Source organism: Nocardia alba NBRC 108234 (assembly GCF_001612665.1).
In the GTDB taxonomy this organism is placed as follows: domain Bacteria; phylum Actinomycetota; class Actinomycetes; order Mycobacteriales; family Mycobacteriaceae; genus Nocardia; species Nocardia alba.
The window spans coordinates 1-13,947 of the sequence record NZ_BDAX01000041.1 but is presented as its reverse complement, the minus strand read 5'-3'; the positions used below and the strand labels follow the sequence as shown (position 1 = coordinate 13,947).

The 13,947-nt window shown below is 69.4% G+C and carries 15 protein-coding genes and 1 other RNA gene; 8 read left to right on the top strand and 8 right to left on the bottom strand.

The window, feature by feature from the left end:
- Positions 1-289 precede the first annotated feature (289 nt).
- Positions 290-1,156 carry an SURF1 family cytochrome oxidase biogenesis protein gene (locus tag NA12_RS31090; protein ID WP_067459752.1) on the bottom strand — a complete coding sequence of 289 codons (867 nt, stop codon included), beginning with the start codon at positions 1,154-1,156 and terminating at the stop codon, positions 290-292.
- Positions 1,156-1,659 (bottom strand): low molecular weight protein-tyrosine-phosphatase, encoded by a 504-nt coding sequence (locus NA12_RS31085; protein WP_067459745.1) that lies wholly within the window; start codon positions 1,657-1,659, stop codon positions 1,156-1,158. Before NA12_RS31085 ends, NA12_RS31090 begins: the two co-directional genes overlap by 1 nt.
- A 71-nt stretch (positions 1,660-1,730) precedes the next feature.
- On the opposite strand from NA12_RS31085, the gene cobC reads away from it, so the two are divergent.
- A complete protein-coding gene (gene cobC, locus NA12_RS31080; RefSeq protein ID WP_067459748.1) occupies positions 1,731-2,765 on the top strand; it encodes an Rv2231c family histidinol phosphate aminotransferase CobC in 1,035 nt (344 codons plus the stop codon).
- 79 nt (positions 2,766-2,844) lie between these two features.
- Positions 2,845-3,960, top strand: a complete 1,116-nt coding sequence (locus NA12_RS31075) for a Nif3-like dinuclear metal center hexameric protein (protein ID WP_067459741.1) — start codon at positions 2,845-2,847, stop codon at positions 3,958-3,960.
- 6 nt (positions 3,961-3,966) lie between these two features.
- Here the strand turns inward: NA12_RS31075 and NA12_RS31070 are convergent, their stop codons facing one another.
- The gene (locus tag NA12_RS31070; RefSeq protein ID WP_132370200.1) at positions 3,967-4,569 is read right to left on the bottom strand and encodes a hypothetical protein; all 603 of its coding nucleotides are present in this window, start codon (positions 4,567-4,569) and stop codon (positions 3,967-3,969) included.
- Between the two features lie 135 nt (positions 4,570-4,704).
- Between NA12_RS31070 and NA12_RS31065 the strand changes: the two genes are divergently transcribed.
- From NA12_RS31065 to NA12_RS31055, 3 genes are all read left to right on the top strand, one after another.
- Positions 4,705-5,442 (top strand): zinc ribbon domain-containing protein, encoded by a 738-nt coding sequence (locus tag NA12_RS31065; RefSeq protein ID WP_067459735.1) that lies wholly within the window; start codon positions 4,705-4,707, stop codon positions 5,440-5,442.
- A 16-nt stretch (positions 5,443-5,458) separates the two neighbouring features.
- Positions 5,459-6,589, top strand: coding sequence for a bifunctional RNase H/acid phosphatase (locus tag NA12_RS31060; protein WP_067459732.1), 1,131 nt, complete (start codon positions 5,459-5,461; stop codon positions 6,587-6,589).
- Between the two features lie 138 nt (positions 6,590-6,727).
- Positions 6,728-7,417 (top strand): chymotrypsin family serine protease, encoded by a 690-nt coding sequence (locus NA12_RS31055; RefSeq protein ID WP_067459728.1) that lies wholly within the window; start codon positions 6,728-6,730, stop codon positions 7,415-7,417.
- 84 nt (positions 7,418-7,501) lie between these two features.
- Here the strand turns inward: NA12_RS31055 and NA12_RS31050 are convergent, their stop codons facing one another.
- Entirely contained in the window at positions 7,502-8,389 is an 888-nt protein-coding gene (locus NA12_RS31050) for an alpha/beta hydrolase (protein WP_067459726.1), read from the bottom strand.
- Between the two features lie 36 nt (positions 8,390-8,425).
- On the opposite strand from NA12_RS31050, the gene rnpB reads away from it, so the two are divergent.
- Positions 8,426-8,833: RNase P RNA component class A (gene rnpB, locus NA12_RS31045), an RNA gene on the top strand.
- Between the two features lie 64 nt (positions 8,834-8,897).
- On the opposite strand, the gene NA12_RS31040 is transcribed toward rnpB, so the two are convergent.
- Positions 8,898-9,275, bottom strand: a complete 378-nt coding sequence (locus tag NA12_RS31040; RefSeq protein WP_067459723.1) for a hypothetical protein — start codon at positions 9,273-9,275, stop codon at positions 8,898-8,900.
- 414 nt (positions 9,276-9,689) lie between these two features.
- On the opposite strand from NA12_RS31040, the gene NA12_RS31035 reads away from it, so the two are divergent.
- Together NA12_RS31035 and NA12_RS31030 are read left to right on the top strand one after the other, a co-directional pair.
- Complete coding sequence (locus NA12_RS31035; protein WP_067459720.1) at positions 9,690-10,022, top strand: hypothetical protein; 333 nt, start codon at positions 9,690-9,692, stop codon at positions 10,020-10,022.
- Positions 10,023-10,043: 21 nt separating this feature from the next.
- On the top strand, positions 10,044-11,477 hold the full coding sequence (locus NA12_RS31030) for an RNB domain-containing ribonuclease (RefSeq protein ID WP_067459717.1): 1,434 nt from the start codon (positions 10,044-10,046) through the stop codon (positions 11,475-11,477).
- Between the two features lie 62 nt (positions 11,478-11,539).
- Here NA12_RS31030 and NA12_RS31025 read toward each other — a convergent pair whose 3' ends face one another.
- The 3 genes from NA12_RS31025 to NA12_RS31015 are packed head-to-tail and all read right to left on the bottom strand — an operon-like array spanning position 11,540 to position 13,753.
- A complete protein-coding gene (locus NA12_RS31025; RefSeq protein ID WP_067459714.1) occupies positions 11,540-12,397 on the bottom strand; it encodes a CHAD domain-containing protein in 858 nt (285 codons plus the stop codon).
- A 4-nt stretch (positions 12,398-12,401) separates the two neighbouring features.
- Positions 12,402-13,364 (bottom strand): prolyl aminopeptidase, encoded by a 963-nt coding sequence (gene pip, locus NA12_RS31020; protein WP_067459711.1) that lies wholly within the window; start codon positions 13,362-13,364, stop codon positions 12,402-12,404.
- Complete coding sequence (locus NA12_RS31015) at positions 13,364-13,753, bottom strand: hypothetical protein (RefSeq protein ID WP_243655068.1); 390 nt, start codon at positions 13,751-13,753, stop codon at positions 13,364-13,366. Before NA12_RS31015 ends, pip begins: the two co-directional genes overlap by 1 nt.
- Between the last annotated feature and the right edge of the window lie 194 nt (positions 13,754-13,947).

The window sequence follows — 13,947 nt, the reverse complement described above, 5'->3', positions numbered from 1 at the left end:
GGGGGCGGGGCTGGGAGTGCGGTCATGGCGGACTCAGGGTGAAGGTGGGGCTGGGTGCGGTAGGAATGTGGGCTTCGGGTTGGGGGTGGGGTTGGTGTGGTTTTTTGGGGGGCTTGGCTAACGGATGGGCTGGGGTGCGGTACGGCCCCGCCGAGAGCCCGCGGTGGGCGCCTGCGGTGAGTGCCTCGGCGAGGTGACCGTCGGCGCGGGCGTTCTTTCGGTGTGCGGGGTCGGGAGGGGTTGAGTTGTCGGATGGCGGGATGGAGTCGCGGAGGGGGTGGGACAGCTGTCAGCGGGTGCGGCCGTAGCGGTCGGCTAGGCGGGCTTCTGTGGTGGGTTGGGTGGGGGTGTCTGCGGTTGTGGTGCGCGTGGGGGGTGTCGGTGCGGAGGGTTGGGGGCGGTCTCGGCGGCGGGCTTTGAGTTCGGCTACTACGAAATAGCCGAGGCCTAGGGGGGCCATCAGGCCGAAGGCGAGCCATTGGAGGCCGTAGGAGAGGTAGGGGCCTGCGTCCAGTTGGGGGAGGGGGGTGGGGGTGAAGGCGCCTGGTTGGTCGGCGGCCAACTGGAGGTAGCCGCCCTTGTCGGTGCCGGTCGGGATGGGGGTGAGGGGGGTGGCCAGGACCGTGGATTCCTGGGTGGTGTCGACCGTGTACACCTGGCGGAAGCCGTCCTGGGTGCTCGGCGTTTTGTCGGGGACCACGCCCTCGGAGGCCCGGACTCGGGCTTCGATGCGTTGCGGGCCCGCGGGAGGGGCGGCGATCGCGGGTGGGCGGGTGCCGTCGACGGCGGCGACGAGGCCGCGGTCGACCAGGAGGGTGCGGCCGTCGTCGAGGCGGAAGGCGGCGAGGACCGCGTAGCCGGGGGCGCCGTCGAGGTGGCGAAGGCGGACCAGGACCGTCGACTCGGGGACGAAGGTGCCGGTCGCGGTGACCTTGCGCCACTCGGTGTGGTTGCCGGAGTCGCCGTCCAGGACGTCGGTGACGGCCACGGGGTCGGCCTGTACGGAATCGGCGATCAGCTGGTTGCGGTGTTCGGTGCTGTTGTTCTTACCGAGCTGCCACGGCGCGAGGACGGTGAAGCACAGGTAGGCGAACGCGGCGACGATCACGGCGAGGATCAGCCAGCTGGGGCGCAGCAGGAAAGCGAGTTTGCGCATCATAGCCGCACGTCGGCGGGGTCGCGCGCGTCCAGTTCGGCGTGAACCCAGTCGAGCAGGCCGGGGATGGCGGCCTCGATCTGGTCGCGGACGAGGTCGAAATCGGACTGGTCGCCGTAGTACGGGTCCGGCACGTCACGGCCCTCGGCCATGGGGTCGAAGCTGCGCAGCAGTCTACGCTGGTCGGTGGGGACGCCGCGGTGCGCGAGCTCGCGGTCGTGGCCGGTGTCCAACGCGATGATCAGGTCGGCGTCGCTGTGCTCGGGACCGAAGGTCGCCGCGGTGTGCTCGGTCGGGTAACCGGCGCGGCGCAGGGTCGCCTCGGTGCGCGGGTCGGCCGCGTCGCCGACATGCCACGAACCGGTGCCCGCGCTGCTCACCCGCACGCGGTTCGCGAGACCTGCTCGGTAGAGGTGCGCCTCGAACATTTTCGCGGCCATCGGTGACCGGCAGATATTGCCTGTGCAAATGAACGAGACATGTAGTAGACCCACGGGTGCCATTCTCGCCCGTGGCGCCGAATCGCCGCCACGTAGGGTGTGCAGTTGTGCTCGAGGACTCCGTAGACCCCGCGATGTTGCGCCACCACGGTGACGTGGAGGCACGCCCGGGCATGCTCGATTTCGCGGTGAACGTCCAGGGCCTCGCCCCACCCGATTGGCTGCGCGATCGCCTGACCGCCCGCCTCGCCGACCTCGGCCGCTACCCGAGCGCCGATGACGAGCACGCGGCCCGCGCGGCTGTCGCCGCCCGCCACGGTCGCTCGCCCGACGAGGTGCTGCTGCTGGCGGGCGCCGCCGAGGGCTTCGCGATGCTGCCACGCCTGACACCGCGCCTCGCCGCCGTCATCCACCCGTCTTTCACCGAGCCCGAACTGGCCCTGCGCGAGGCAGACGTCCCGGTCACCAGGGTGATCCTGGATCGCCCTTACACCCTCGACCCCACCCTGGTTCCCGAAGACGCCGACCTCGTCGTCCTGGGCAACCCCACCAACCCCACCTCGGTCCTGCATGCCGCCCGCACGATTCAGGCACTGCGCCGCCCTGGTCGGCTCATCGTGGTCGACGAAGCCTTCGCCGACGCGGTGGTCGAGCGCGCGCCCTCCGGCCTCGCCGACGAGCCGGAGTCGCTGGCCCGGCTCTCGGCCCCCGATGTCATCGTGTTCCGCAGTCTCACCAAGACCTGGGCACTGGCCGGTCTGCGATGCGGCTACGCCCTCGGCGCTCCCGAGGTGCTGGCCCGTCTCGCCCATGGCCGCCCGCACTGGCCGCTGGGCACCCTCCAACTCGAGGCGATCATCGCGACCGCCGAACCCGCCGCCGTCGCCGAGTCCCGGCGCTGCGCCGCCCGTATCGCGGTCGACCGCGCCGCGATGATCGAGCGTCTCGCCGCGCTCGGCCTCGACGTCCACACCCCGGCCACCGGCCCGTTCCTGCTGCTGCGCGCCCCCGATGGCGCGCTGCTGCGTAAACGTCTCGCCGACCGCGGCATCGCCGTGCGCCGCGCCGACACGTTCCCGGGCTTGGGGCACGACCACCTCCGCGTCGCTGTTCGAGGCGCGGCCGAAGTGGACCGGTTGATCGACGCGCTGAACGCGGCACTGTGGTGAACCGGGGATATCGACTCGGCGCCGGAGCGGCGCGCGTGAGCACCACGACGAGCATTCCCACGCAACGAAGGAGGCGGCGGTGACCGACCTGGCCGAACTGATCGCGGTACTCGACGCGGCATATCCGCCGAGACTGGCCGAGTCGTGGGACTCGGTGGGGCTCGTCTGTGGTGACCCCGCGCAGCAGGTCACCAAGGTGGTCTTCGCCGTCGACGCGACCGCCGCTGTCATCGACGAGGCGATCGGTTGGGGCGCACAGGCCTTGGTGGTCCACCACCCGTTGCTGCTGCGCGGCGTCGACACCGTCGCCGCCGATACGCCGAAAGGCGCGCTGCTGCACCGGCTGATCCGATCCGGCTGTGCGCTGTTCTCCGCCCACACCAACGCCGATTCCGCCGACCCCGGTGTCTCCGACGCGCTGGCCGCAGCCGTCGGCCTCACTGTCACCGGCCCTCTGGATCCCAAACCGATCGCCTCCGTGGACAAGTGGGTCATCCAGGTGCCGCAGACCCACACGGCGTCCTTGATGTCGGCCCTGTTCACGGCGGGCGCCGGCTCGATCGGCGACTACCGCGAAGCAGCCTGGTACACCACTGGCACGGGCCAGTTCCTGCCCATCGCGGGCGCGAACCCGGCGATCGGCGCGATCGGCACCGTCGAGACCGTCGCCGAGGACGCGGTGGAGGTGGTCGCGCCCCCGACTTCCCGTCTCGCTGTGCTGGCCGCGCTGCGTGCCGCGCACCCCTATGAGGAACCGGCCTATCACGTCACCGAGCGGGTGCCGCTGCCGTCCTCGCGCGGCATCGGCCGCATCGGTGAGCTCGCGCAACCCGAAACCCTGCGCGAGTTCACCGCGCGCGTCGGCGTCGGCCTGCCGCGCACTGTCTGGGGCGTGCGCGCCGCGGGCGATCCGGAACGCGTTATCGAACGCGTGGCCGTCTGCGGCGGCGCGGGCGACTCCTACCTCGACAGAGCCATCCGCGCCGGCGTCGACGCCTATCTCACCTCCGACCTGCGCCACCATCCCGTCGACGAGCACCTCCGGCGCGGCGGCCCAGCCCTCATCGACGCCGCGCATTGGGCCACCGAGTTCCCCTGGTGCGGTCAGGCCGAACAGTTCGTCAACGCCGCGCTGCCCTCGGTGCGGACCCGCGTCTGCGCGTTGCGCACCGACCCGTGGACGGTCAGCGGCTGAGCGGTATCACCGCTGCTCCTGACCGGACCACGATCGGGCGAAGTCGGGATGCGCGCACACGGTGACCGAACTCGCGTCCGGTGCCAGCGCCGCTTCGAGGTAGCGGTCGGTGCGCGCGAACACCACGGAACCGAGCATCACCGCGAGAAGGACGAGCCCGACTCCGGCCGCGCAGAGGATCATCGCGAACGCGGACGGACGAGAGAACATCAGCGCCACGCCGACGCACAGGGGTACGAGACTGCCCACGTAGTAGACGATCAGCTTCTTGACGCGCGCGTCGGCCCGCGCCGCGCACCGCTCGCATTCGGGCCACCGCGCCTTGACGATCGCGAGCGGCTCGTTGCGATCGATCACGAAGACGCCGAGCGCACTCTTCGGCAGCTCCCACAGCAGCCGACCGACACCTTCCTGTCGGTAGGCGCCCGGCTTGCCCCAGAACCGCAGGACCTGCTCCTTCGGCTCGACCGCCGCCTGCCCGTGCACGAGACACACCGGGGGCAGCGGGGTCGCCAGAGTCAGCTGGAGCTGGCGCGGTTCGGCATGGCGATCGAAGACGTGCGGGCGCAGCGGCAATGCCAGGTCGATTCTCGGGTTCGATGGGGTCACACTTGCTTGGACGCGGCCGGGACCCGTTCGGTTCCCGCCTTCGGACATCTCTTCGGGTCATGGCGTGATCACCGTCCGCGGCGCGGTACGGTTGACCGATCCATCCGTCCACCGTGTTGTAGGAGTTCGTGCGCGTTGAATGTCGAACCGTCGGTCCAGACCAAGCTGTTGCAGCTCGCGGGAGTCGATGCCGAGTTGACGCGCATCGCCCATCGCCGTTCCGCCCTGCCGGAACAGCAGGAAGTGACACGTCTGACGGGCGAACGTCACGGCTACAAGGACGCGGCCGTGGCGGTGGAGATCGGCATCGACGATCTGGACCGCGACATCCGCAAGCTCGAGGGCGAGGTCGACGCCGTCCGCAAGCGTGAGGACCGCGACCGCGACATGCTCACCTCCGGCACCGTCGCCGCCAAGCAGCTCTCCGAGATCCAGCACGAACTGGGCAGCCTGGAGCGTCGCCGCTCGGTGCTCGAGGACGAGTTGCTGACCGTGATGGAGCAGCGCGAGGCGATGCTCGCCGACCACGACCACGCCGGTGCCCGGCTGAGCAAGGCCGACCAGGACCTCGAGGATGCCGAACGCCTGCGCGACGAGGCGATGGCAGACCTCGAAGTGGCACAGCAGCGCTGCGAGAAGGACCGCGCCGAGCTGATCGGCCTGTTCCCCACCGACCTGATCGCCGTCTACGACAAGCAGCGCGCGGCGCACGGTGTCGGCGCGGCCCTGCTGCAGGCCCGTCGCTGCGGCGCCTGCCGGATCGAGATCGACCGCGGCGAGATGCAGCGCATCGCCCAGGCCGCGCCCGACGCGGTCCTGCGCTGCCCGGAGTGCAGCGCGATCATGGTGCGTACCAAGGAATCGGGGCTGTGATCGCGGCGGTGCGCCGATGAGCGAGGTGATCGTCGAAGCCGACGGTGGCTCGCGCGGCAATCCCGGCCCGGCCGGGTACGGCGCGGTGGTGTTCGCCGCCGATCACGTGCGGGTACTCGCCGAACGCAAGGAGTACATCGGCGTCGCCACCAACAATGTGGCCGAATACCGTGGTCTCATCGCGGGTTTGGCAGCCGCGGCCGAGGTGGGCGCTACTGCCGTCACAGTGCGAATGGACTCCAAGCTCGTCGTCGAACAGATGTCGGGGCGCTGGAAGATCAAGCACGCCTCGATGATTCCGCTCGCCGAGCAGGCGCGGGCGCTGGTCGCCGGATTCGATCGGGTGAGCTTCACCTGGATTCCGCGCGCGCAGAACTCCCACGCCGACCGGCTCGCGAACGAGGCGATGGACGACGGTGAACTCACGGGGACCGTGCGCGAGGCCGTCGCGGCCGGCCATGCCGCCGGTGACGAAGTCGCGGTGCCGAAAACGGCTGACGCGAACAGGGTTTCGCCCGGCTGGACCGGCGCCGTCGGCAAGCCCACCCGCCTGTTGCTGCTGCGCCACGGCCAGACCGCGCTGTCGGTGCAGCGCCGCTACTCCGGTCGCGGCAACCCACCGCTGACCGACCTCGGTCGCGAGCAGGTCGAACGCGCCGCGAAAATGCTTGCCGCCAAGGGGGATATCGCCGCCGTGGTGAGCTCCCCGTTGCAGCGGGCCCGGTCCACCGCCGAGGCCGCGGCATCCGCTCTCGGCGTCCCGTTGCGCATCCTCGACGGCCTCACCGAGACCGATTTCGGCGACTGGGAGGGTCTCACCTTCGCCGAGGCCGCCGAATGCGATCCGCTGCTGCACCGCGACTGGCTCGGCGACCCGTCGATCCCCGCACCCGGCGGCGAGAGTTTCGATCAGGTTCGCGAACGCGTCGAAGGGGTGCGCCGCGATCTGGTGGCGCTGTATCCGGGGCAGAACGTGGTGGTGGTGAGCCACGTGACCCCGATCAAAACCCTGCTGCAACTGGCGCTCGGCGTCGGGCCGTCGCTGCTGTACCGCCTGCACCTCGACCTCGCGTCGCTGTGCGTCGCCGAGTTCTATCCCGACGGCGGCGCCTCGGTGCGCCTGGTGAACGACACCTCGTACCTGTGAGCTAGCCGCTTGTCACCCGGGCACGGTACGGTCGCCCGGCGCACGGTCGGCGTAACGACGACGCCGCATCGCCCGAAATATCCTCGGGCGTGCCGAATGTGCGCGGCCACAGGAAGGTACTTGATGAGGTTTCTACGGATGGCGGCATGTGCGGCGGCCATCGCGGGGGTGCTCACCGCGTCCGCGGGCGCGGGTAGCGTGACAGCCGACCCGAGCGTGGTGCTCGGCGCGGCCTCGGGCATCGTCTTCGACAACAACTCCGGTTGTTCGCTCACGGCCATCGGCCACGACGGTGCGGGTCGCCTCGTCGGCCTCACCGCGGGACACTGCGCGCCGACCGGTTCGCGTGTCGGCGCCGAGCAGGCGCTCAAGGCGGGCGTGATCGGGACCGTCGCGTTCTCCGACGACGGCGACTACCTGGATTTCGCTGTGCTGCAACTGGATGCGTCGAAGGTACTGCCGGTGCGCACCATCGGCCAGACCACCGTCGCCGGCATCGGCGGCGCGCCCGGCCCCGGCACCACGGTGTGCTCGGACGGCCGTACCAGCGGTCGCAGCTGTGGCGTGGTGTGGGGTGAGCTCGAAGGCACCTCCATCAACCAGTACTGCTCGCAGCCGGGCGATTCCGGCGGCCCCGTCGTTGTCGGCGACCGTCTCGTCGGCATGAACCAGGGCCGTCTCACCGGCCTCGGCCCGGTCGATTTCGACGTCCCGTGCACCGGCGGCGCCAACCCGATCCACTCGCCTGCCTACTTCCAGCCCATCCAGGTGATCCTGGACGTGCTCAACCGCGCGGGCGGCGTAGGCGCGGGCTTCCAGCCCATCTGATCGATCGCGAGACGACAGGGGGCGCGGCACCGATCGGTGCCGCGCCCCCTGTCGTCTCCCCCGGCCGCTGGAAGTCCGGGCTGTTCAGGGCCGAAGGACCGACACGAGGAAATCGGTCTGGTCGCGCACCACCTGTTCGAAGACATCGTCGAAGTACACGTCGAAGTGGCCGACCGGATATTGCTTGACCACGGCGTGTTTGGTGCGCTGCGCGGCCTTGCGGGTCGGGCCCGCGGGCGCGATCGTGTCGTTCTCGGCGATCGCGTAGAAGACGGGAATCTTCACCGACTTGGCTCGCCGGCCGGGGGAGTCGAAGAGGGTCGAGAAGGCCACGCGGGCACCGACTTTGGGGTCGTAGGTGGCGCTCTCCTCGGCCAGTCGGCCGTAGCCCTCCGGCACATCGGTGGCGCTCATCAACGCCGCGGAGCGTTTGCGCCCGGCCAGGCGGATGCGGATCGGTTTGCGGCGAATCGGGCCGATGAGCAGGTCGGTGGCGGCGATGGTGGCGACCTTGGTCAGGCTGATCGGGCCCTTCGCCATCCCCGAGGCCCGGCCGCTGGTGAACGGCACCTGGGCCACCACCGCGGCGAGATAATCGTCGTCGGGTGCCACCGCGAGCACGTGCCCACCGCCGAACGAGGTGCCCCACAGCGCGATCCGCGTGGCGTCGAAGCCACGGATACTGCGCGCGTAGGCGATTGCGGCCTTCCAGTCCTGCCGCTGACGAGCGATGTTGATCACCTGTCGCGGCGAACCCTCACTGGCGCCGAAATTCCGGTAATCGAACGCGAGCACCCCCATCCCCGCGGCGACGAACCGCCGCGCATACCGATCCAACCCCATCTCGCGGGTGGCCCCCAGCCCGTGCCCCATGATCACCAACGGTCGCGGACGAGGCGCGCCGTCGGGCAGGTAGAGCCACGCGGCGCACTGCTGCTCACCCGAAGGGAAACTGACGTCGACACGTTCCATGAGTCAATACCGTAGCGAGTACTCTGTACCGGCGGGCGAGTCGGCCGGGCGACCGCGGTGACGAGAACGGGCACGAACAGTGTCGCTGCTCGGTACCGAGGAAAGTCCGGACTCCACAGAGCAGGGCGGTTGTTAACGGCAACCCGGGGTGACCCGCGGGACAGTGCCACAGAAAACAAACCGCCGCACGCACGTGCGGTAAGGGTGAAACGGTGCGGTAAGAGCGCACCAGCGCCCCGGGTGACCGGGGCGGCTAGGTAAACCCCGCCCGGAGCAAGGTCGAAGGTCGCATCGGCAACGGTGCGGCTGCGCAGGTGTTCGAGGGCTGCTCGCCCGAGCCTGCGGGTGGACTGCTCGAGGCACCCGGTGACGGTGTGTCCAGATGGATGGTCGCCCCCCGATGCGAATCGGGGACAGGATCCGGCTTACAGGCCGGCTCGCCCGCTCACGAACGAGAACGGCGGCGGTTCCCACCGGGAGCCGCCGCCTCGCTTCGCCGGAAACCGGCTCAGCACATCAGCGTGGACATCTGGTAGACGGCCGTGGCCTCTTCGGTGGTTGCCTCGGTGTTGCCGTTCTTGGCGGCCTTCTTGATCGTGGCGACCGTGTCGGCCTCGGACTTGCCCGCCTTGATCTCGGAGCAGGAGTGGTTCAGCACCGCGGCCACGGCGGCGTCGTCGCGCCCCTGGGCCAGCTTCGGGAAGGCGTTGCGGTAGCTCACCACGAACATTCCCGCCTTGGTGGCCTCGACCTGGTAGGTGGGCGCGGGCATGGTGGTCGCCGCGGGGGCGGCAGGGGCGGCAGAGGAAGAGTCGTCGCTGCAGCCGGCCAGAAGCAGGGCGAAGACGGTGGCGCTGGCCGCGATGGCGGCGGTAGTTCTACTCACGCAGCGGGATGCTAGCTGCCCAGGAAACACGCCGCTTCCCCTGTGGTTAACGGGAAGCGACATGTTCTGGATCGAAGCGGTGAGCTACCCCGGGTTAATCGCCAGTAGGTGCGCCCAATAGCTGGCCGCGTCCGGTCCGAGGATCGGCGACAGGTAATCGAAAATCAGCCACGACATACGTTCGCAAACTCCCATTTATCGACGTGAGTGCCGCGCGACCCGGCAGCTGCCGAGTGCGCCGCCGCCACAGTAACAATCGCCGGGAATCTCGCGGCGATCGTGTGTCGAGACGGGGAATATGCGCTGGAACTCGCCGGGAACGTGAGCGAGGTCATAGAGTGATCGCCGTCGGCAGGGCTCGCTGCCATCTCCTCGAGCCCATCACATTCGATCGCGGAAGCAGGTCATATTTACATGCGGGTAGTTCGTTCCATTGTCGCCGGTGCACTGATCGCCGGAGCCGCTGCGGTTTTCGCATCGCTTGGTGCCGGTTCGGCGAGCGCGGTCGCGGTGACTCCGCTCGCGGGCGGGGTTCAGGTCGACCTCAGCCCGGCTGATACCGCCTGGGTGCACCAGTCCCGATTCGGCCTGACCGTGGCCGGTCTGCCGCACCCGTCGGCGGCCTCGTTCGGTCAGGCGCTCGACGCGGCCGCGACCGTGTCCTCCGCCGAACCCAACGGCCGGGTCACGTTCACGGTGTACGGCCCGCTCGACCAGCTCAACGGCACCATGCTCGCGCTGAAGTAGGAAATCGCTACTCTGCGAGTCATGGAACTCCATCAACGGATCGTCTCGGCGCCGGTCGACTTCGGCGCCATCCGTTCCGAATTCGGACTGGCCTCGGAGTATCCGACCGAGGCCGTCTCCGACGCCCGCGACGCGGTAGACGCGTTCGCGGGCATTCGGGTCGATCGGACCGATATCGAGTTCGTGACCATCGACCCGCCCAGTGCGCTGGACCTGGACCAGGCGCTGCATATCGAACGCACCCCCACCGGCTTCACCCTGCACTACGCGATCGCGGATCTCGGCGCCGTGATCGTGCCCGGTAGCGCGTTGGCTACCGAAGCGGAAACCCGCGGGCAGACCTTCTATCTGCCCGACGGCACCGTTGCGCTGCATCCGACCGTGCTGTCCGAAGGCACCGCGAGCCTGCTGCCCGGTGTCGACCGGCCCGCCGCGTTGTGGACGATCGAACTCGACAATGACGCTGTGCCCCTGAGCTTTTCGGTGACGCGCGCGATGGTGCGCTCACGGGAACGGTTCGACTACGCGCAGGTCCAGGCCGCCGCCGATGCGGGGACTCTGCCGCCGCCCTTGACCGCGCTGCCCGAATTCGGCCGGCTGCGGATCGAGGCGGGGCTGGATCGCGGCGCCATCTCCTTGCGGCTCCCGGCACAGGAAGTGGTTCCCGACGGCGACGGGTGGCGCCTGCGACTGGAACCGCGCACCGAGGCCGACGACTGGAACGAGCAGGTTTCGCTGCTCACCGGAATGTGCGCGGCGCGAATCATGGTGGAACACAGGGGAATCGGCCTGTTGCGAACGATGCCGCCTCCGCCGGGGAGCGCGATCGATTCGATGCGACGCACCGCGACGGCATTGGGCGTCGAGTGGCCCGCCGGGGTGCCGGTGGGGCGGATGCTCGCCGGGCTCGACGCGAATACCCCCGCGGCGCTGGTGTTGATGTCGGAAGCGACCGGGCTGCTGCGTGGCGCGAGCTACGCGCTGCTCGCCGAGCTCGACGACCCGTCACCGGAACAATTGACGCACAGTGCGATCGGTGCGCCCTACGCGCACGTCACAGCGCCGTTGCGACGATTGGCCGATCGTTTCACCACCGAGATCTGTCTCGCGCACTGCGCGGGGGTCGAGGTGCCGGAGTGGGTGGTCGACGGACTGAAGAGCGCGGCCGAGACGATGCGGCGCACTGATTCCGTGGCCAACAAGGTCGATCGCGCCTGCGTGGACCTGACCGAGGCCACCGTCCTCGCCCCGCGCGTCGGCACCGAGTTCTCGGCAGTGGTGCTGCGTGCGGCGAACGGTTCCCGAGGCGCCGAGATCTTCATCGCGGATCCGCCGATTCTCGGCCGCTGCGACGGGGCCCCGCTGGAGGGCGCGACAGTGCCGGTCCGGCTGACGGTCGCCGACCCCGACACCCGCACGATCGCCTTCGCCTACGACGCGGACCGGTCGCACTGATCGACTCTCGCCGGTTGTGGTCGCCGCGACGGCGGAATTCCCCGCCGTCGCCGATCCGAAGGTCAGTCGGTCGCCGAAACGAACGCGGCCGCGGCGGGGTAGCGCGACAATGCCCGGCCCGCGGCGGCTTCCTCGGTGTCGGCCAGCAGCTCATAGACGGTCGCTGCCGCGCTGTGGGTGCCCACCGCGACCGCCATGATCGCCTCGCGGGATTCGACGGCGTCGCGGTGGTCGCCGAGGACCGTCTGCAGGCGCTTGGCTCGGCTGCCGAGGTCGGTGGCGTCGGCGCCGAGGACGGACCCGGCGGCTTCGCAGGAATACCGTAAACGCTTGGCGCCCTTGCGGATGTCGTGGAGCAGTTCGACGCGATCCGCCGGGGTGGCGGTGGGCTCGGCGAAAACGAGTTTGCGCAGCCGTTTGCGGTCGCGCCGCAGGACCTTGTCGAAGACCTCGGTCGCCTTGTCGCGGGCGAGTTCCGGGGCGAGCGGGGGATCGGTGCGCCAGGTCTTCAGGACTTTGCGCAGGCGACGGTATCGCTTGGTGTCCATCGCGCTCAGTACCTGTGCGTGCGCATCGGTGTAGGCAGAGCGGGAGGCGCCGACGAGGGCGTCGGTGACCTCGGCGGGGGCTCGGTCGAAGTCGGCCAGCAGGTCGGTGAACCGTTCGGCGCGGACTTCGGCGTCGCGGGCCACGCCGAGCAGGTCGGCCAGCCACTTGAGTTCGGCTGCGGTGACGGCGGCTTCCTCGGCGTCGAACAGGATGCGATAGGAGCGCAGCACACTGCGGAGCCTGCGCGTGGCCACCCGCATCTGATGGACCGAATCGTCGGCGTCGGCGCGCACCTCCGGTTCGGCGTCGAAGAGCCGGTCGATATCCTCGCGCAGTGCCGCGACGACGGCTTTTCCGGCCTTGGTCGCCATGATGTCAGCCTCGTTTCCCGAACGCGTCGGTCGCCTCCACCAGATGGCCGGTGATGCCGGGCTCATGCGCGGTGTGCCCGGCATCCTCGACGATGTGCAGCGTCGAGGCAGGCCACGCGTTGTGCAGATCCCATGCGCTCACCGCGGGGCACACGATGTCGTGGCGGCCCTGCACGATCACGCCGGGGATGTCGGCGATCCGATCTATGTCTCGCAGCAACTGTCCCTCCTCGAGGAATCCACCGTGGCGGAAATAGTGGTTTTCGATCCGGGCGAACGCGAGTGCGAAGCGGGCCTGCGCGGTCTCGGCGACCCGATCCGGTTGCGGGAGTAGCGAACTCGTCGCACCTTCCCACGTCGACCAGGCCACCGCGGCATCGAGCGCGACCTGCGGATCGGGGGAGTGCAGCAGTCGGTGATATACCTCGACCAGGTCCTCGCCGCGCTCCTCCACGGGGACCGGAGCCAGGAACTTCGCCCACTCGGCGGGGTAGACGTTGCCCGCGGCGCCGTTGTAGTACCAGTCGATTTCCTTGCGCCGCAACAAGAAGATGCCACGCAGCACGAGTTCGGTCACCCGCTCCGGGTGGGCCTGCGCATACGCCAGGCCGAGAGTCGACCCCCACGAACCGCCGAACACCTGCCAGCGCTCGATCCCCAGATGCTCGCGCAGTGACTCGATATCGGCGACCAGATTCGGCGTGGTGTTGCTGTCCAAGGACGCCCCATCGGCGATATGCGGCATGGACTTCCCGCATCCGCGCTGATCGAACAGCACGATCCGGTACACGGCCGGGTCGAAGAAGCGCCGTTGCAGTGGACTCGTGCCGCCGCCGGGCCCGCCGTGTACGAACACCACCGGCTTGCCATCAGGATTGCCGCTGACCTCCCAGTACACCGACTGGCCGTCGTCGACATCGAGCAGGCCCTGCTCGAACGGTTCGATCTCCGGGTAGAGGGCACGCATCAGAACGCCAAACCTGCGGCGAGAGAAGGCAATTCGAGGGCGGTGAGCGCCTCGGTCCGTACGTCGGCGCAGCTCTCGGTGGTTACCCGGTCGATCATCGCCTTGTCCGCGAGTACGTGGCCGTTGATGCCGCCGTTGCGGAATCCCCAATCGTGCACCATGGCGTTCAGTGAGATCCTGCCGAGCGTGGGGCCCTGCACGCGGAAGTTCGACAGCTCAGGGCGGATCATGTCGCACAGTTGTGCCGCGGACGAGGGGCTGATCGTCAGGGTCCCGGCTGGTGCGGCTGTCGTCGGCGCGGCCGAGGTGGTGGTTGCCGCGGTGCCGGTCGAGGCGGGTGGGGTGCCCGCGCAGGCGGTCAGGGTGGCGGCGGTGAGGGCGGTCGCCATCAGCAGTACGGAACGGGGGATCCAACGGCGTTGCGGCATCGGTACCTCTGTTTGACGAAATGGGTCGCCATCGAGTCTGCCAGTTCGTGGTGGGGGGTGTCGGGTTCTGGGGGCGGGGCTGGATCTGATGTGCGGTAGTCCCAGACGGTTTGGGGCTGTGTTTATTGGCGCGCTGGCGCGCGGGTGTCCGCGGC

Bases quoted from the DNA above. Each gene is read 5' to 3' on its own strand.
- NA12_RS31090 (WP_067459752.1), bottom strand. From the start codon at position 1,156: ATGCGCAAACTCGCTTTCCTGCTGCGCCCCAGCTGGCTGATCCTCGCC.
- NA12_RS31085 (WP_067459745.1), bottom strand. From the start codon at position 1,659: ATGGCACCCGTGGGTCTACTACATGTCTCGTTCATTTGCACAGGCAAT.
- cobC (WP_067459748.1), top strand. From the start codon at position 1,731: ATGTTGCGCCACCACGGTGACGTGGAGGCACGCCCGGGCATGCTCGAT.
- NA12_RS31060 (WP_067459732.1), top strand. From the start codon at position 5,459: ATGAGCGAGGTGATCGTCGAAGCCGACGGTGGCTCGCGCGGCAATCCC.
- NA12_RS31055 (WP_067459728.1), top strand. From the start codon at position 6,728: ATGGCGGCATGTGCGGCGGCCATCGCGGGGGTGCTCACCGCGTCCGCG.
- NA12_RS31050 (WP_067459726.1), bottom strand. From the start codon at position 8,389: ATGGAACGTGTCGACGTCAGTTTCCCTTCGGGTGAGCAGCAGTGCGCC.
- NA12_RS31035 (WP_067459720.1), top strand. From the start codon at position 9,690: ATGCGGGTAGTTCGTTCCATTGTCGCCGGTGCACTGATCGCCGGAGCC.
- NA12_RS31030 (WP_067459717.1), top strand. From the start codon at position 10,044: ATGGAACTCCATCAACGGATCGTCTCGGCGCCGGTCGACTTCGGCGCC.
- NA12_RS31025 (WP_067459714.1), bottom strand. From the start codon at position 12,397: ATGGCGACCAAGGCCGGAAAAGCCGTCGTCGCGGCACTGCGCGAGGAT.
- pip (WP_067459711.1), bottom strand. From the start codon at position 13,364: ATGCGTGCCCTCTACCCGGAGATCGAACCGTTCGAGCAGGGCCTGCTC.
- NA12_RS31015 (WP_243655068.1), bottom strand. From the start codon at position 13,753: ATGGCGACCGCCCTCACCGCCGCCACCCTGACCGCCTGCGCGGGCACC.